At 60.2% G+C, this 17141-nt stretch carries 13 protein-coding genes; 3 read left to right on the forward strand and 10 right to left on the reverse strand.

From position 1 onward, the window contains the following. Nucleotides 1-28 precede the first annotated feature (28 nt). Nucleotides 29-1213 (forward strand): Gfo/Idh/MocA family oxidoreductase, encoded by a 1185-nt coding sequence (locus WJU23_RS22595; protein WP_346334906.1) that lies wholly within the window; start codon nt 29-31, stop codon nt 1211-1213. Here the strand turns inward: WJU23_RS22595 and WJU23_RS22600 are convergent. Together WJU23_RS22600 and WJU23_RS22605 are read right to left on the reverse strand one after the other, a co-directional pair. Beyond that, nucleotides 1197-4463 (reverse strand): PAS domain S-box protein, encoded by a 3267-nt coding sequence (locus WJU23_RS22600; RefSeq protein ID WP_346334907.1) that lies wholly within the window; start codon nt 4461-4463, stop codon nt 1197-1199. The genes WJU23_RS22595 and WJU23_RS22600 overlap by 17 nt on opposite strands. 88 nt (nt 4464-4551) lie before the next feature. Then, nucleotides 4552-4704, reverse strand: coding sequence for a hypothetical protein (locus WJU23_RS22605; RefSeq protein WP_346334908.1), 153 nt, complete (start codon nt 4702-4704; stop codon nt 4552-4554). Nucleotides 4705-4930: 226 nt separating this feature from the next. Here WJU23_RS22605 and WJU23_RS22610 point away from each other — a divergent pair, with 226 nt between their 5' ends. Then, on the forward strand, nt 4931-5320 hold the full coding sequence (locus tag WJU23_RS22610) for an EF-hand domain-containing protein (RefSeq protein WP_346334909.1): 390 nt from the start codon (nt 4931-4933) through the stop codon (nt 5318-5320). Nucleotides 5321-5392: 72 nt separating this feature from the next. On the opposite strand, the gene WJU23_RS22615 is transcribed toward WJU23_RS22610, so the two are convergent. After that, nucleotides 5393-6643 carry a hypothetical protein gene (locus WJU23_RS22615; protein WP_346334910.1) on the reverse strand — a complete coding sequence of 417 codons (1251 nt, stop codon included), beginning with the start codon at nt 6641-6643 and terminating at the stop codon, nt 5393-5395. Between the two features lie 45 nt (nt 6644-6688). Continuing rightward, nucleotides 6689-7849: a PLP-dependent aspartate aminotransferase family protein gene (locus tag WJU23_RS22620; protein WP_346334911.1), complete on the reverse strand. Its 1161-nt coding sequence runs from the start codon at nt 7847-7849 to the stop codon at nt 6689-6691. 169 nt (nt 7850-8018) lie between these two features. Between WJU23_RS22620 and WJU23_RS22625 the strand changes: the two genes are divergently transcribed. Beyond that, a complete protein-coding gene (locus WJU23_RS22625; RefSeq protein ID WP_346334912.1) occupies nt 8019-8270 on the forward strand; it encodes a hypothetical protein in 252 nt (83 codons plus the stop codon). A gap of 16 nt (nt 8271-8286) precedes the next feature. Here WJU23_RS22625 and WJU23_RS22630 read toward each other — a convergent pair whose 3' ends face one another. The 6 genes from WJU23_RS22630 to WJU23_RS22655 form a co-directional block, all read right to left on the reverse strand. After that, nucleotides 8287-9531 (reverse strand): MFS transporter, encoded by a 1245-nt coding sequence (locus WJU23_RS22630; protein WP_346334913.1) that lies wholly within the window; start codon nt 9529-9531, stop codon nt 8287-8289. Between the two features lie 65 nt (nt 9532-9596). After that, nucleotides 9597-10487, reverse strand: coding sequence for a helix-turn-helix domain-containing protein (locus WJU23_RS22635; RefSeq protein WP_346334914.1), 891 nt, complete (start codon nt 10485-10487; stop codon nt 9597-9599). Between the two features lie 123 nt (nt 10488-10610). Next, nucleotides 10611-11960 (reverse strand): DUF1501 domain-containing protein, encoded by a 1350-nt coding sequence (locus tag WJU23_RS22640; protein ID WP_346334915.1) that lies wholly within the window; start codon nt 11958-11960, stop codon nt 10611-10613. Between the two features lie 21 nt (nt 11961-11981). Then, nucleotides 11982-13970, reverse strand: coding sequence for a DUF1549 and DUF1553 domain-containing protein (locus tag WJU23_RS22645; RefSeq protein WP_346334916.1), 1989 nt, complete (start codon nt 13968-13970; stop codon nt 11982-11984). After that, nucleotides 13967-15415, reverse strand: coding sequence for a polysaccharide lyase (locus WJU23_RS22650; RefSeq protein ID WP_346334917.1), 1449 nt, complete (start codon nt 15413-15415; stop codon nt 13967-13969). Before WJU23_RS22650 ends, WJU23_RS22645 begins: the two co-directional genes overlap by 4 nt. A 99-nt stretch (nt 15416-15514) precedes the next feature. Next, nucleotides 15515-17137, reverse strand: a complete 1623-nt coding sequence (locus WJU23_RS22655) for a M56 family metallopeptidase (protein ID WP_346334918.1) — start codon at nt 17135-17137, stop codon at nt 15515-15517. Nucleotides 17138-17141: the final 4 nt, after the last annotated feature.

A 17141-nucleotide genomic window follows, 5' to 3' on the forward strand; every position in this document is an offset into this window, starting at 1 on the left:
GTTAATCAGAGGTCACTTTTCACCTCTCATGAACCGCCGCGCCTTTCTCTCCACCTCCCTGGCCACCACCCTGTCCCTGCACCAGGCCCGCAGTGCACCTTCGGCGCGGACACGTGTCGCCGTGATCGGCCACACAGGCCGGGGAAACTTTGGCCATGGTCTGGACTCCATGTGGCTGGACATGCCGGAAACGGAAGTCGTGGCTGTGGCGGATGCGGATGCCAAAGGCCTTGCAGGTGCCGTGAAAAAGCTGAAACTGGAAAAAGGCTATACTGACTACCGGAAAATGCTGGCGGAAGCCGGGGCGGAGATTGTGGCCATCGGCCCGCGCCACATTGATCAGCATCATGAGATGACCCTGGCTGCCATCCAGGCCGGTGCGCGTGGCATTTACATGGAAAAGCCTTTTGTGCCCACGCTTGCCCAGGCGGATGAGATCATCGCCGCCTGTGAAAAGACCGGAGCGAAGGTGGCCCTGGCTCACCGCAACCGTTACCACCCTGTGCTGCCTGCGCTGAAAAAAATGATCGCCGACGGTGCCATTGGCCAGCCCTTGGAATACCGCGTGCGCGGCAAGGAAGATGCCCGTGGCGGATCGCTGGACCTGTGGGTGCTCGGCTCCCATCTTTTCAACCTGGTTCATTACTTCGCCGGAGAGCCGCGTGCCTGCACGGCAGGCGTGTTTCAGGACGGACGGCTGATTACCCGTGCCGATGTGAAGGAGGGGGCGGAGGGCATCGGCCCCCTGGCGGGCAATGAAGTGCATGCCCGTTTTGAAATGACTGACGGCCTGCCTGCCTTCTTTGACTCCGTCCAGAATGCCGGGGTCAAAACCGCCGGATTTGGCGTTCAGATCATCGGCACAGAAGGCATCCTGGACCTGCGTATTGATGCAGAACCGCTGGCCCACTACCTGGCAGGCAGCCCCTTTGGTCCGAATGACAAACCGCGACTTTGGCAGCCTGTCACCACCGCCGGTGTCGGTCAGAAGGAAACGGTGGAAAACATCCGCAAGCTGGTGGGCGGACACGTCGGGCCGGGGCGTGATCTCATCGCAGCAGTCAAAGAAAACCGGGAGCCTCTGTGCAACGCCAAGGATGCACGGGTGACGCTGGAAATGACGATGGGCATCTTTGAATCCCACCGCCTGGATGGCCGCCGTGTGGAACTGCCGCTCAAGGACCGCAGCCACCCCCTCACCCGTCTTTCCTGACCTCTTCTGATGCGACCATAGAGAGGTGAAGCAGGGCCTGGCGCAACTGGGCGAACTGGACGGGCTTGGTAAGGTGCACGGCAAAGCCAGACTGATGGGCGCGGTTGATGTCCTCCTCCATGCCGTAACCTGTGAGGGCGATGCCGCGCAGCCCATGCTGGGTGTGCAGAATTTTCATGAGATCCATGCCGGTGCCATCCGGCAGGCCCACATCGCTGACGACGGCGTCGAACGGGTGATTTTCAGCGGCCTCCAGGGCCGTGGCGACACTGTCTGCCGTGATCACCTCATGACCCGCACGCTTGAGGAGACGGGCCAGCACAACGAGAGTAGGCTCATGATCCTCCACCAACAGGAGACGCATGGCAGGCTGCGAGGATTCCTGTGACGCACCGGTTGAAGCGGTGCCAACGGTGGACAAAGCAGGCTGGGAGGGACAGTCTGCCGCCATGGCGGGCAGCAGAATGCGGAAGACGGAGCCCTGACCCGGTCCGGCACTTTCCGCCTGGATCTGGCCCTCATGCATTTCCACCAGAGCTTTGGAGATGGAAAGGCCAAGTCCAAGTCCGCCAAAACGATGATCATTGGCCAGGCCTGCCTGCTCAAAGGGTTCAAAAATCCGTCCCAGCTTTTCATTGGCAATGCCGATGCCGGAATCAGACACTTCCAGCACAAGACGGCTGCCCTCATCCCTTGTCGAAATGCGGATGCGCCCCTGCGGAGGAGTGAATTTGACCGCATTTTTCAACAGGTTCCAAAACACCTGCTGAAGCCTGGCAGGATCGCAGTTGAGGGTGGTGTTCCGGGCGGCGAAATCTATGGACAGCTTCAGGCCTTTGGCCTGCGCCTCCTCCCGCACAATCTCCAGCGCCAGACCGATAAGCGTGTGGGCATCTGCCTCCTGGAGCCGCAGTTGCAGCTTCCCATGGGAAATGCGGGTGATGTCCAGCAGGTCATCAATCAGCCTGGCTTCCAGGGCGATGTGCCGCTGGATCATGGAGAGCGTTTCCCGCGTGGTACCGTCCAGGCTGCCGTCTTCTGAAAGGGATTCCGCCGCCATCAGCACCGGTGTCAGCGGCGTGCGCAGCTCATGGGAAAGGGCGGCTAGAAAGTCATCCTTGGCGCGGTTGGCACGCTCCGCTTCTGCACGTGCGACACGGGCGGTTTCCTCCGCGCGGACCAAGTCATCAATGTCGGTGGAGGTGCCGTACCATCGGAGAATGTGCCCGGCGTCATCCCGCAATGGCAGCGCCCTGCCGAGAAACCAGCGATAATGACCGGAGGCGCTAAGCCAGCGGTAGCGGGTTTCATAAGGCTCTCCGGTTTTGATGGAGTGCTGCCAGCGTTCCAGGCAGGCAGGCAGGTCCTCAGGATGCAGTACAGTCACCCAGCTTTCATCCAGGCCTCCGCCCTCCTGCAGGCCGGTGAAGTCATACCAGCGACGGTTAAAATAATCCACGCCGCCATTGGGACGCGCCAGCCAGACGACTTGCGGCGTCACCTCGGCAATCTGGCGGAAGCGGGTTTCGCTTTCCTCCAGTTCCCGGGTTACCCGCACGCGCTCCAGCGCCTCCCAGCAGCGGTTGGCTACATGCTGCACCAGGCCCACTTCTGCCTGGGTCCAGCGGCGGGGAGTCTTTTGGTGAACAGCCATTTTGGCCACAAACCGGCCGTCTTTATGCAAGGGCACACAGATGAGCGCCCGGATGCTGGCAGCCTCATAAACGGCCAGGTCCTCCGGTGCCGGCTGATGGTGCTCTATATCTTCGACGATGTAGGTGACATCTGCTTGCATGGAGCGGAGAACATCACTTCCAAACCGGGTGAAGAAGTAGCGTCCAAGCAGGCTGGGCACGCCATGGGTGTAGTCCCCCAGGATGTTCACCGTCTTCCCGTCCGCCTCCACCTCGGCATAGTTGCAGCGGTCCACTTTTAAATGCTGCCCAAGCAGGCGCGCCGAGGTGTCCACAATCTCCACCGGATTGCCCAGCGGCCGCACTGCATCATCCAGAGCGACCAGGAAACGCTGGCGGGCGGTTTCCTGCATCCGGTCAGTGATGTCCACAAAAGCGCCGACACTGCCGCGCGGGCTGCCCTGTTCATCGAAAATAGGTGCCGCGTACTCCAGCAGCCTCAGGGTGCGGCCGTCTGCATGAACTAGATTGAATTCCTGGTTCCGGATATCCCTTCCCTCGCTCGCGGCAAGTTGCATGGGCAGCCGGTCACCAGGCACCTCCTGGCCCTCGTCATCCAGGATGCGGAAGTTTTGCGGGCGCTCCTCCTCCGGGGCGGTTTTGGAAGCATTCAGTTCAGGAGCAAGGCCCAGGACCTGGGCAAAAGCCCGGTTGACCCGGATGTTTTTACAATCCCGGTCCAGGGAGATGCCGATGCCGATGGGCAGCACATCCAGCAAGGTTTCCAGTTCCGCCACCCGGGAGCTGCTTTCCAGGTTCAGCCGGCTCAGTTCTTTCTCCGCGTGGCGCTTGGCCGTGATATCGGCAAAACGTACCGCCACTTGGCCACCAGCCATGCCATCGAAGGGAAAGGCATAAACATCAAACCAGCGGCCCAGAGATTCAGACACTTCCTCAAAACGGGTGGGCTGACCTGACCGCGCCACTTGGCCATAGATTTGAAACCAGCGTTCCTCGTGATTGGGATTCAGTTCCCGCATCCTTTTTCCCACGGAATCCTTCAGACCAGAGTGCTGTTCAAAGGACTGGTTCACATCCACAAACCGGTAGTCATAGGGGGTGCCGTTCTCATCCCAGATCATCTCAATGATGCAAAATCCCTCATCAATGGAATTGAACAGGGAACGGTAGCGCTGCTCGCTGGTCTGGAGGGCTGCGGCGATGCGTTTTTCCTCCGTCACATCCCGGAAGTAAACGGAAAGGCCGCCGCCCCTGATGGGGTAGCCACGGAGAATGAACCAGCGCTTCCAGTCAGTGTAATAATAATCGAATTCCACCGCCCTTTCCTCCTCTACCGCACGCCGGAATTCCCGTTCCAAAAGCGTTCCCGCAGTTGCAGGAAACACATCCCAGTGAGAGCGGCCAAGCATCTTTTCAGGATCACCCATGATGGGGAGGAGGATCTTCCTGGCAGCTTCATTCAGATAGATGATCCGCCAGTCACTATCATAGGCGCAGAAAGCATCCGAGATGCTTTCCAGAATACGCGTTACTCTTTCCTCACCTTCACCAGGAAGGGGAGGAGGGGCAGGTGTATGTTGGGAAGGTGTCTCCATGAAGAGTCCGGTTACTGTGAAGTCCCCGCTTTTTCAGTCAATCAAGGAAGTTCCAAGATCAACACGGCTCTTCAATAGCGGAACCGCTTTACCCTTGTCCCGTGGACGCAGCCAGGAGCGTGGAGCGGATGACCGCCTCCTCCGTCGGCACACTCGCTTCTCGGGCTCCAATGGCTGCCATGACCAGGGTAAAGGCAAGCAGAAGGCTCACCAGGAAGGGAGTGAGAAGAATGTCTTTCATCAATGATTTATCGAACCCGCCCGGCAGATTGCGCCTGTCACTTTTGGCCTCTGCCGGATAAAATAAGCTACACATCCGTACTCCGCAGCGGATGCGAACCCATACGCCCAGGCCTCTGCGGAAACTCTGCCTGCCAGCTCTTCCGGCGGCCCCTGGATCAAATCTTAAACAAACCGGATTCACCATTATGAAAAACAACATCATCAGGTCCCTTTGCCTTGTTGGCATGGCATTCTCCCCGCTTACCCTTCTGGCTCAGGTTCCCGCCACGCCCCCCACGGATACGACGACGACCACCACCATCACCACGGAGACACCGAGCGGCACGGCAACCTCTGTGCGCACCAGCAATGACAATGAAGCAGCGAATCAGCTTCTCAGAAATCCGGAAGAACTTTTCCGCAGGCTGGACGCCAATGCGGATGGCATTCTCAGCATGACCGAATTCCAGCGCGTCTCAGCCCTGGCTGACGGCGCCACCACGGGACGTCCAAGCGCCGCATCCATCCCCGGCACCGCTCCAGGCACGCCCATTCCATCAGCCGATACCCGCGTGAGCCCTGCTCCAGCCACGGGAACGGCTGCGGGCACCAATACGGGTTCACCTTCCCGATAACCTCTCATTTCTGTTCTGTCCCCTGCCTCATCCTTCACGGGGTGACACAGGGAACAGTGTTTGAATCTACCATCAGTCCCGGCGCAGTTCATTGCGCAGTTGAAGAATGCCATCCCGCAGGCCGAAAAGTCCCTGCTGCCAGTTTTCCATGCGCTGCCGGTGGGCTTCTAATTCAGGGCTGGCCTGCAGATCCTGCACCGCAGCCAGAGCTTCATTCGCCCAGTTCAGGCAGCGTTTGGTGATGGCCAGCACATACCCCCGGTTATAATCATCGTCCAGATCCCGGCGGGCATGCAAGGCTCCGGCCAGCTTGCCGCTGATCTGCATGACATTGGTGAGGTAGCGGTCCAGCGGATGGTCGCGGTCCTCGCCCCGGCTTTCATTAAGGTCTGTTCCACGGATGTCGCTCATCACCTGGGACAGGTAGTCACGCGCTTGCTGCTGCAGCGGATGGGGCTCCAGGGCCTCCTGTTCCTCCAGCCAGTTGCTTTCTTCAGCCTCTTCGGCCGCCTCATTCATCTGTTCTGCCCACTCACGGCGGCGCTTTTTTTCAGGGCTGTCATCATCAGAGGGCAGCACGCCTTCCTGCGCATCTGCCATGTCCTCCAGCAGGTGGTCCCAGCCCATGACAAAGGCGGTCTTCTCCTCGGAGTCGTCATCTTCACCGTACTTCTCATAGGCTTCCATGCTGGCATCCGTCAGCCGGTCGGAGGCCTTCAGCTGCTCCTCCCATTCTTCCTCTGTCAGTTCCAGGCTGTCGCAGGCGTCTTCATTTTCAAGGTCTTCCTCATCTGCCTCTTTCGGTTCCGGGCGCTGGATGATGCCCGCCAAGAAGTCCCGCATGGCCTGCATATTGGCCAGCTTTTGCGCGCCCTCTTCATCCTCGTCCATCTCCCATTCATGCCCGGACACGGTGATCTCAAAATCTGCGCTCTCCACCACGCAGCGTCCCTGCTCAGGCGTAAACCACTCCAGATACAGGCTGTTGCGCCATTCCGTTGGCACTTCGGCGATCCTGTTTTGCTGGTAGGCCTCCTGCCACTCCTCCTCCGGTACGGTGAAGACCTTCACCTTGCGCGAGGCCGTGATGTCTCCCGCCATTCCGGTTTGAACGGCGTTCAGCTTCGCCGCCGCAGGCTGAGGCTGCGGCGTGGGATTTTTAAAGGCCACCCGTGTGCCCGCCACATCCCGCCAGGCATCTCCGTCAAGGTCCAGCACTACCGGTTCCTCGCGTCCCAGCAGCCACAGCTTTCCCCGCACACGCCCCCGCTCGGTATTGTCAATTTCACCGTGGAGGATGGCGGTATCGATGCGGTGGGCCATGAATGTTCGGTGCTTGAAATAAAAACAGTCTAACTAAAAGGAGGATTACGCTTTCAGCGCCTGCTCGATGTCTGCCCAGAGGTCCTCAATGTGCTCGATGCCCACGGAGAAACGCACCAGGCCGTCGGTCACGCCGGCAGCTTCGCGGATGTCTTTCGGGATGGAGGCATGGGTCATCGTGGCCGGGTGGCAGACCAGGGACTCAATGCCGCCCAGGCTCTCCGCCTGGGTGAACAGACGCAGCCGGCGGATGAAGGCCAGCGCCTCATCCTGCGTGTGGCCAAAGTCCGCCAGCATCATGCCGGAGCCGCCGCTCATCTGCCTGCGCGCCAGTTCATACTGCGGGTTGGATGGCAGGAAAGGGTAGCGCACGCTTTTCACATCTGCCCGCGCTTCCAGCCGGGTGGCCAGCTCCAGGGCATTGGCACTGTGCCGCTCCATGCGGATGGCCTCCGTCTTCACACCACGCGAGGTCAGCCAGGAGTCAAACGGACTCGGCTGCAAACCCAAAGCCTTTTGGGCAAAGATCATCTTCTCCTGCCATTCGGCGGAGTTGGAGCACACCGCACCACCCAGGGCATCGGAGTGACCGTTGGTATACTTGGTCGTGCTCAGCAGGGACAGGTCCGCACCGAGATCCAGCGGCTTTTGCAGCAGGCTGGAGGCAAAGGTATTGTCCATCACCACTGTGGCGCCGACGCTATGCGCCACCTCTGAAATGGCCGCGATGTCCAGGATCTTCAGCAGCGGATTCGTGGGCGATTCCAGCCACACCAGCGCCGGTTTGATCTCGGCAATGCGCGCATGATTGGCCGCATCCGCCAAGTCCAGATACTGGATGTCCACATTGAACTTCCGCAGCACCCGCTCAAACAAACGGTAAGTGCAGCCGTAAATGTTCTGCTCAGAGATGATCGTATCCCCTGCCTTCAGGCCAAAGGCGATGGCCGTAATGGCGGACACGCCGCTGGCGAAGACGGTGCAGTGCTGCGCGTTCTCCAGGCTGGCCAGCGTGGTCTGCAGGTTGCGGTAGTTCGGGCTGCCGCTGCGCGTATAGTCAAACCCTCCCGGATTCCCCGTCTCGTAGGTCGAGGTCATGTAGATCGGCGGAATCACCGCACCAGTCTCGCTGCGGTAATCCTGGCCGATGTGGATGGCTCGGGTTTCAAAACGTGCCTCGCTGGGCACTGTAGGGTCGTCTTTCATGGTCGGGAGGCCACACAAACATGCGGCGGCCCAAGATGCAAGTTTCCAGGGCCTGCCTCTTTATAGTGAGGTCGTGATTCAAAAGCTCATTCATTCCATTTATCGTCCAACGCGCCATTCCGCCTGGTGGCAGGGGCTTTTTCAGGGGCTGGTGGTCTTTTCGGCTTTCGTGGCTTGGCATACCAGTGAGCTCTGGCTGCGGATTGCGCTGGGCGCTTTGATTCTCCACGCACTCACTCTCTTCCATAGCGGCCTGATTACGGGAAGCACCTGGATCAACAACAAAGGAAGAATCGATTTTTACAAAAGGGACACGGCTTCGTCTTCCTACTGGATCGCGATGTCCTTTCACGGACTCGTGATCATCATCGCAGGCTATTTCCTCATGCTGAGCTTCTTTGAGCCGGGCAGCGGATCCTGAGCTGGGTGTGTGGGCGTCACTTCTCCCCGGCCGTTTCCACATCCGGCAAAAACACCGTCAGCAGTCCCAGCAGGGGAAGAAAGGCACAGGCAGCGAAGACAAAATTGATCCCTCGCGCATCCGCGACCGCGCCCAGAACGGCGGACCCGATGCCCGCGATGCCAAAGGCCAGGCCAAAAAACAGTCCGGCGATCATGCCAACCTTTCCAGGCATCAGCTCCTGGGCATAGACCAGGATGGCTGAAAAAGCAGAGGCTAGAATGAGGCCGATGATCACACTCAGCAGTGCCGTCGTCACCAGACCTGCATGCGGAAGCCACAGGGAGAAAGGCGCCACGCCCAGGATGGAGACCCAGATGACCCGCTTCCGCCCGATGCAGTCCCCCACCGGCCCGCCGATGATGGTCCCTGCCGCCACGGCAAAGAGGAACATAAACAGGTAATACTGCGACTGCTGCACCGAGACCTGGAAGCGGTCCATGAGGTAAAAGGTATAGTAGCTGGTCAGGCTGGCCAGATACACATATTTGGAGAAGATGAGCACTACGAGTACTGCCACGGCTGCCACCACTCGGCGGGTCGCCGGGCCGTCATTCACCTCACGCGCAGCGCCAGCCACCGGGGCGTGCCGCTTGTGGATGCGGTGCAGATTCCGCGCCTGCCACTGCCCCACCTGGAAGAGCACCAGCACCCCCAGCATGGCGATGACGGAGAACCACGAGAGGGCACCCTGCCCATGCGGCACAATGAACCACGCTGCCAGCAGCGGACCGATGGATGAGCCCGCATTCCCGCCCACCTGGAACAAGGACTGCGCCAACCCACGCCGCCTGCCTGCCGCCATGTGGGCGATGCGTGAGGCCTCCGGGTGAAACACCGCCGAGCCTGCCCCTACCAGACCGGAGGAGATCAGGATGGTGACAAAACTGTGCGCCTGGGAAAGAGAAATCAGCCCCACCAGCGTCATGGCCATGCCCACGGGCAATGAATAAGGCATCGCCCGCTTGTCCGTGATGTAACCCACCAGCGGCTGCAGCAGCGAGGCCGTGCATTGAAAGGTCAGTGTGATGAGGCCGAGCTGGGTAAAGGTCAGCCCATAGGATTCTTTAAGCACCGGATAAATGGCCGGCAGCAGGGCCTGGATGGTGTCATTCAACAGATGGGAAAAGCTGATGGCAAACAGCAGGGCAAACACCGTCTCCGTAGCATTCGTCTGCGGCCTCACCTCAGGCGGCAGTTGCTCAATCGCAGTCTCATTCATAGGACGGTGACTCTTCGCGCAAAGTCCTCCTTCCTCAATCTCCGCTCCTGGTGCTGAATGGCCTCTCAATGGTATTTTTCTCGGATCGCCTCTCGGAACTGTGCGGGCGTTTCTCCCACATATCGGCGAAAAAAGCGGCTGAAGTAGGAGGGATCGTGAAAGCCTGTTTGATAGCCGATTTCCGAAACGCTCAGATCTGAATGCAGCAGCAGCCGCTTCGCATCCAGCAGCCGACGGTGGCGGATCAGCTCCCCGGCGGAGTGGCCGGTTTCTTCGTGGATGACGTCATTCAGGTGGTTCACCGTCACGCCCAGTTGCTTCGCATACGGGGCCAGCGCCTGCCATTCCCGGAAGTGATGCTCCACGGCCAGTTGAAACTGCCGGGCCAGCAAGGCGGCGCGACTGGCCTCCCGCACCGGCAGTCCGGCCGCGTCCAGGCGGCTGGCCTCAATAAATAATAGCCGCAGCAGCGCCCGCAATGCCTCCATTACGCCCCTTTGCCCGCCATCGTATTCCCGCTGCAAATCGGCAAAGAGAGCGATAATCCGGCCTGCCTCCTTCTTCTCCACCTGGAACCAGGGCGGCGCAGCAGAGGCGAAGAAAAACGGCAGCTCAAAGAGCATGCTGGGCGGCGGGGACGGATGATCAAAAAACGCCTGGGTGAAGGAAGCCACCGTACCGCGCATGGCCGCAGAGCGCGGATAGATCGTATGCACCTGGCCGGGGCCCAGGAAAAACAAGGTCACACCGCTCACGTCATATTCACGGAAGTCATGCATCAGCCGCGCCGGTCCCTGGATCAGGAACACCTGGAAGAAATCATGGAAATGCGGGATCATCCGCGCCGGCTCCCGGCTCATGGACAGCTCCAGCGGCATCACCACCACGCCCTGCTCCCGCAGGCTGTCCTGCCCATAGTCGCTCATCTGGAGAGCAGGGATCGTGCGGCGGTTCATCCCGATACCAAAGCACAGTTTATCCAGGATTCGCCAATTCAAACTTCTGACATTAGTGCCTATTGCTGAGCATTAGTGGTTTAAAAATTGTTTGTGAACGAGCTTATCGAGCCACACTTATAGTTATGTCAAAATATCCTTTGCCACTTCCCCGGCCACATCCGTGAGCCGGAAATTCCGGCCTGCGTAGCGATACGTGAGCCGCTCGTGATTGATGCCAAGCAAGTGCAGCAGGGTCGCATGCAGGTCATGTGTGCCGATGATCCCGGTGGCTGCGGTGTCGCCCATCTCATCCGTGCTGCCGTGTACATAGCCTCCTTTCACACCGCCGCCGACCATCCACATGGTATAACCGCCGCCGTTGTGGCCACGGCCATTGTAGATCTCATTGTCATAAACGGATCCGCGCCCGAATTCACCGCCCCAGAGAATGAGGGTATCCTTCAACATATCGCGTTGTTTCAAGTCTGCGATCAGCCCGGCGATGGGCCTGTCAATGGACCGGCACTGGCGGCCCAGGTTCTCGCGCAGGCCGTTGTGATGATCCCATCCGGGTGAGGTGAGCTGGATAAACCGCACCCCTTTTTCCGCCATGCGGCGGGCCATCAGGCACTGCGTGCCAAAGCGTTCCGTGTCACCATCATTCAGGCCATACATCTCGCGGATGTGCTCCGGCTCCTTGTCCAGATCCAGCGTCATCGGCACAGACGTCTGCATCTTATAAGCCAGTTCATAGGACTGGATGACGCCTTCAATCTCCGGGTTGCCCGGCACCTGGCCGGACAGCCGGCGGTTGGCTTTTTGGATGAAATCGATCTGCCTTTTCTGGTCCGCATCGGACAGGCGGGTATTGGCCAGATGCGCTACCCCGCCGCCGCTGGTGTTCAGCCGGGTACCTTGAAAACTGGCGGGCAGAAAGGCGGAGCCGTAGTTCATCGCGCCGCCATTGTCGGCGATGGGATTGATGGTGACAAAACCGGGCAGGTCTTCCGCTTCCGAACCGAGACCATACACCACCCAGGCCCCCATGGACGGCCTGACAAAGGATTCGCTGCCAATGTGCAGCGCCACCGTGGCCATCTGATGCGCATTGGTGGCCGTCTTCATGCCATTGAGCACGCAGAGACTGTCGGCATGTTTGGCCAGTTCGGGAAAAGCCTCGGAGATCATCAGGCCGCTCTGGCCGCGCGGTTTGAATTCAAACACGGACCCCATATATTTCTGCAGCTTCTTTTCCTGCGCGCGGACCAGTTCAGGCTTCCAGTCAAAGGTGTCCAGATGGCTGGGGCCGCCCTGCATGTACATGAAGATCACCCGTTTGGCGCGCGGGGCAAAGTGCGGGGGTTTGGGGGCCAGCGGATTCAACGTCTTCGGCGGTGCCGCTCCTTGAGCCCACTGCTGGCTCAAGGCCTGGAAAGCCAGCCAGCCAAAACCGGCGCTGGTGTTCTGAAGGAGATGGCGGCGGGTGTTCATGGCAGCAGATCTGAACTGGGGTTAAAACACATAACGAAACTCCGCGCTGCCCAGCAGGGCCTGAACCAGGGTGGTCCAGCGGGCGGCCTGGTCGGGGCCTTCCAGGCTCTCCAGCAGGGCGGTCGCATCGGCAGTTTCTTCCGGCAACGGTTCGCGGCCTAACAAAAAGAGGTACAATTCGCGAATGCTTTCCGGCATATCTTTGCCCATCTCCGATGTCCGTGAGGCGATCTCTCCCGCCACATTCTCCATGAACGGACTGTTCATGAAAAACAGCGATTGCGGCGGGGTGGTGGTGACGTCGCGCTGGCCTTTGATCTGGGTGGGTCCGGGAAAGTCAAAAGTGCTGAACAGCTCGGGCACCCCATCGCGGATCACTGGCAGGTAAACGCTGCGGAAGGGATCATCCACGCCCAGGAAACTCTGGGTCACCCCCAGTCGGCCTTTGCCTCCCGTGCCGCCTACTTGGATGCCTTCAGGCCGCGCCAAATCCAGACGGCCCGCCAGTTGCAGCAGGCTGTCGCGTAACGGTTCGATCTCCAGGCGGCGGACGTTCATGCGCCAGTGCAGCCGGTTCCCCGCATCCGGGTGCTCCGCATCAGTAGCGTTCCCGGAGGAGGAAGCCAGCCGGTAACTTCGGCTGAGCATCAGGCTGCGGATCAGCTTTTTCACCGACCAGCCGCCTTCAGTAAAACGCAGGGAAAGATGATCCAGCAACTCCGGGTGGGTGGGATCGGCACCGGTTGTGCCGAAGTCATCCACCGTCCGCACAATCCCCTCGCCAAACAGATGCTGCCACACCCGGTTCACCATCACCCGCGCGGTCAGCGGATTCTCTGGCGAGGCAATCCACCGGGCCAGCTCCAGACGGCCTGAAGAACCAGCAGCAATGGGCGGAAGCGGCGGCAGTCCGGGGATGGTGATCGCGCCCCGCTGCGGCGCGGCTTCACGCTCATAAGGATCACCGCCAACTGCTAGTTCGCAGTCACGCACATCGCCGTCCACCACACCCATGCAAAAGTGAGGGTCCAGGTCGTAACGCGGCACTTTTTTGGGATTCCCCAGCGAGCGGATGTCCTCCATGGAATGCACACCGGCGGGCAGTTTTTGTGGCGGGCCCACGGGCTCCTCTACGGCGGCGGGCAGGTCTACCAGCATCTCAGGGTCCACATACCCGGCACGGGTCAGGTCATGGCGGTTGGCCAGGCCGGAGAGGGTGCGGCTGCTGTAAAAGATGCCTGCCAGCGCATAGTAGTCCCTCTGGCTTACCGGGTCTGTTTTGTGGTCATGACATCTTGCGCAGCTTAATGTTAGGCCAAGAAAGGCGCGGGAGGTGACGTCCATCTGGTCATCCACCTGGTCGAGAATAAATTGTTCATAGCTGCCTTCCTGCAGGCTCAGGCTGCCAAGCGCCAGCATGCCTGTGCCGGTGATTTGATCCCGCCTTTGCGCCACGGTTTTTGCGGGCAGCAGATCACCGGCGATCTGCTCCGCAATGAACCTGTTGTAAGGCTTGTCCGCATTGAAGGAATCGATCACCCAGTCCCGGTAACGGAAGGCATACAGGAAAGGCGCGTTCCACACACGGCCGATGCTGTCCGCATACCGCACCACATCCAGCCAGTGACGCGCCCAGCGTTCCCCAAAGCGTTCGCTTTCCAAAAAGGCGTCCACCACTTTGGCATAGGCGGCTTCATCCACGGATGGATCATTTACGAATGCCTCCACCTCCTCTTGGGTGGGAGGCAGACCGCGCAGGTCAAAGGAAGCACGGCGGATCCAGACGGCGCGCGGTGCATCGCCTACCGGCTTCAGATTTTCCTGCTCCAGCCCGGCCAGGATGAACTTGTCCAGGTCATCTCTGGGCCACTCGGCATCTTTCACTTCCGGTACCGCCGGGCGCTGCACCGGTTGATAAGACCAGGGCACGGGATTGTCATAGTCACCCGCAGGAAGTCCCGCCGTGGTCAGCAGCAGACCAGCAAGCAGGCATGTCCCGCAGGCTTTCATGCACCGCCGCCTTTCGTTTTTAGCCACACACTCAAAGCGCGGACATTTTGCACAAAGGTATCGCTATGAATGACGCCGCCTTTGGGATCGGTCTTCTTGCCGTTGGCATCCCGCATCGTGCCCCGCTCATCCTTGGTTTCCGTCCACGATCCATCCGGTTTTTGCTCAGCCAGGATGCTGGCGATGTCCTTGTCCGTGGGCGGGGACGACCAGCGCTCCTTTTCTGTGCGTGGAAACACCACCGGCTCGTCACGAAAAATCTTCCGCCCAGCGGCCTCGATGGCATCCAGCTCACTGTCCCACACCCAGCCATAATTGGAAGAGGCCTTCTTGTCGCTGTAAGTCAGCTCGAAACCTTTGCCGCCTTCGCCGCGCTCAAAATACAGCGGCTTGTTGGTTTGCAGTTCATAGAAACGGGCCAGCCTGTTGCCAGGCAGGAGCGACTTGCGCAGGTAAGTGACGGCCTTGGCCACGGGAGGCAGATATTTCTTATCACCCGTAGCCACAGAGAGCTTCAGCAGCGCCCACATCGCAGCCTGGGATTCGCGACCGCTGACGGAGCTGGGCTCAAAGGCGCGGCTCCACACGGGTTGCATGTCCGCATTGTATTGCTGCGCCCAGGCGGGTTGCGGATCCGGCATCTGAGCGGTGACCAGGAAGTCGCCTCCGCGTCTGGCTGCAGCGAGATACTTCTCATCCTGCCGTAGCTTCCAGGCCAGCAGAAGCGTGTCCATCAGGGTGGCATGAGTGTTGTCATTGAGAACATAACAGCCGGTGAAGTCCTTCGGCCATTTGCGCGGCCAATCCGCCGGATAGTTGCCAGGTTTAATGGGATACTTGTCCGCAGGCGGGGGCGATGCCGGCCAGGTGTCAAAGCTCGCCGACCAGCCACCCGCCGGATACTGGGCATTCATGATGGCATTCAGCGCATAGTCCGCCGCTTCATGGATCTCCTCATCCTTGCCGCCTAGCGCATGGTCCACCCGCACCAGCAGCCGCGTGGCCGCCTGGGTCACATCATCATCCACGGTGGAGTAGTTGGTGTCCTTGTGCTCCCTCTGCCGCCAGATGTGCCAGCCCGCCTCGCCCTGAGGAAACTTTTTCCGCTCAATGAGCCTCCCATCCACATCCCGGCGATAAAGCATCTTTTCCCGGCTGCGACCGTCGAAGTGCCCCGAATAATCCCATCCGCCGGAAGTGAGTTGCGTGCGGCTCACCGCATGCGCCGCATCCACCGCCGCCTTGAGACAGGCTTCATCCTTCGTGGCCTCATACGCATCCAAAAAAGCCATCCCCACCGCCGGCGTCCCCGGCGGCTGAATCCAGATCGTGTCCGGCCCCGGACTCCCCTCTGCCTCGCGCAGCTTGAAGTCCGCGCTGTAGCGGTAAACGTAGCCGCCATGAGACGCGGCCTTGCCACGATAAAAGGTGACGGCTTTGGACAAGGCCTGACTCACTTCACCTGGCGATGTGCCATGGACAAATGAGGGCAGCAAAAGGCCGAGAATAATAAGGCGCATAAGCTGAAAACAGATGAGTTGGGCTCACTCCGCCGAGATCCTGACGCTCTTGTTGCCGTTGTCGCGGACGGCGTCCATCACACCGGTCAGGACTTTGTAAGGGACATCATCCTCGGCATTGATGATGACGGAGGCACCGGGATGCTCGGGCAGGTAGCTCTGAAGATGGCCGCGCAGACGGTTCATAGGCACTTCTTCACCTGCCACCAGGACGGTGTTTCCTTGGTTGATCACGCGGAGTTTCAGGGTTTCCTGGGAGCTGCTGCGGCCAGCCTTTTTCTCGGCGCTCTCACGGCCCCTGTCGCCATCGCGTTCACCTGTCTTGGGGCGTTCGCCATCGCGCTCACCGGTGCGGGGTTTTTCGCCGTCACGCTCACCCGTTTTGGGCCGGTCTCCATCGCGGGTGCCGGGGCGGGGCTTGTCGCCATCGCGGGGGCCTGTTTTCGGTCCGCCTTCGCGGTCGCCCATGCCGGGTTTTTTGCCGCCATCGCCGTCACGCTGGCCTTCCTTCATTTTGCTACCATCGCCTTCCCGCGGGGCCTCAGCTTTTTCATTGGGGTTGCTGGTGCGCTCACCTTCCCGGCTGCGGTCCTTGGCGGGGAGGTCCTTCTCGGCGGAGGCGCTGGCGGTGGTGAAGGCGTAACAGGTGATCACACCAAAGGCCAGTGTGAAGACGGTTTGAAGCCAGGGGCGGTTGCGGTGGGGCCGGGCGATCATGGTGATGCGTTGCAGCAGGGTGGGATGGTTGCGCACGCATGGGGCCAGTCCTGCAATGGCCGGAGGTGCAAAAAAGGTTTCCTGGATGCGGAGAAGGGTGTGTCCGTAGGACAATCGTTCGTTAGGCGAAAGCAGGCTCAGCACGGCGGCATCGCAGCGTAGCTCGCGGTCCGACTGAAAGCGTGCGCCGATGATCCAGACGAGCGGATTGAACCAGTGCAGGGCCTGGACGGCCAGGGTGGCCCAGTTCCACAGCAGATCCCGATGCCGCACGTGCATGAGCTCATGCAGCAGCACATGGCGAAGGCTGGCTTCATCAAAACATGACTGCCAGTCCGCAGGCAGCAGCAGGCGCGGTGTGCGCAGTCCCGTGATGGCCGGTGTGCTGCCGGCAGGAAGAAGCAGAATGGACACCTGCCCGGGCACTCCCGCGAGCCGCCGGGATTCCCTCAGCAGTGCCATGAGCTGCGGGTGATCTGCCACCGGACAAGCCAACAGTTTTTTTTCAAAACTCCGCTGCCGGCAGGCCGCAATGCCGACGACAGTTAAAACACCAGCCAGCCACAAAGCTGCCATGATCTCCATCCAGGAAACCGATGGCTCAGGCCCCGTGTCTGTGACTTTTGACGTCGTCATGGACGAGGGTGTCAGATTGGTGGGAGATGCCTCTCGAGGCAAGGCTGCTGCCTCAATTGGAGGGACTATCAAGATGGCGCTCTGCCCCCATCCGCCCAGGCCAAATCCCGCCGGAATGCAGGCGGGAAGCAGCAGCTTCAGCCCGACGAGAACCCAGAGACCCATCCGCCACGCCGGGCCAAGTCGAGGCCCTAGCACCGCCCGCAGGCCGAGCACGGCCAGGATGAGCACACTGGCTTCCAGCGAGGTGCGGAGCAGCCAGTGCAGGGCAGAATCCAAGGCGGCGGCATTCATGGCA

It is taken from the genome of Prosthecobacter sp. SYSU 5D2 (assembly GCF_039655865.1).
Taxonomy (GTDB): domain Bacteria; phylum Verrucomicrobiota; class Verrucomicrobiia; order Verrucomicrobiales; family Verrucomicrobiaceae; genus Prosthecobacter.

Excerpts from the sequence above, each read along its gene's own strand:
- WJU23_RS22595 (WP_346334906.1), top strand. The coding sequence starts at position 29 with ATGAACCGCCGCGCCTTTCTCTCCACCTCCCTGGCCACCACCCTGTCC.
- WJU23_RS22600 (WP_346334907.1), bottom strand. The coding sequence starts at position 4,463 with ATGGAGACACCTTCCCAACATACACCTGCCCCTCCTCCCCTTCCTGGT.
- WJU23_RS22605 (WP_346334908.1), bottom strand. The coding sequence starts at position 4,704 with ATGAAAGACATTCTTCTCACTCCCTTCCTGGTGAGCCTTCTGCTTGCC.
- WJU23_RS22610 (WP_346334909.1), top strand. The coding sequence starts at position 4,931 with ATGGCATTCTCCCCGCTTACCCTTCTGGCTCAGGTTCCCGCCACGCCC.
- WJU23_RS22615 (WP_346334910.1), bottom strand. The coding sequence starts at position 6,643 with ATGGCCCACCGCATCGATACCGCCATCCTCCACGGTGAAATTGACAAT.
- WJU23_RS22620 (WP_346334911.1), bottom strand. The coding sequence starts at position 7,849 with ATGAAAGACGACCCTACAGTGCCCAGCGAGGCACGTTTTGAAACCCGA.
- WJU23_RS22630 (WP_346334913.1), bottom strand. The coding sequence starts at position 9,531 with ATGAATGAGACTGCGATTGAGCAACTGCCGCCTGAGGTGAGGCCGCAG.
- WJU23_RS22635 (WP_346334914.1), bottom strand. The coding sequence starts at position 10,487 with ATGAACCGCCGCACGATCCCTGCTCTCCAGATGAGCGACTATGGGCAG.
- WJU23_RS22640 (WP_346334915.1), bottom strand. The coding sequence starts at position 11,960 with ATGAACACCCGCCGCCATCTCCTTCAGAACACCAGCGCCGGTTTTGGC.
- WJU23_RS22645 (WP_346334916.1), bottom strand. The coding sequence starts at position 13,970 with ATGAAAGCCTGCGGGACATGCCTGCTTGCTGGTCTGCTGCTGACCACG.
- WJU23_RS22655 (WP_346334918.1), bottom strand. The coding sequence starts at position 17,137 with ATGAATGCCGCCGCCTTGGATTCTGCCCTGCACTGGCTGCTCCGCACC.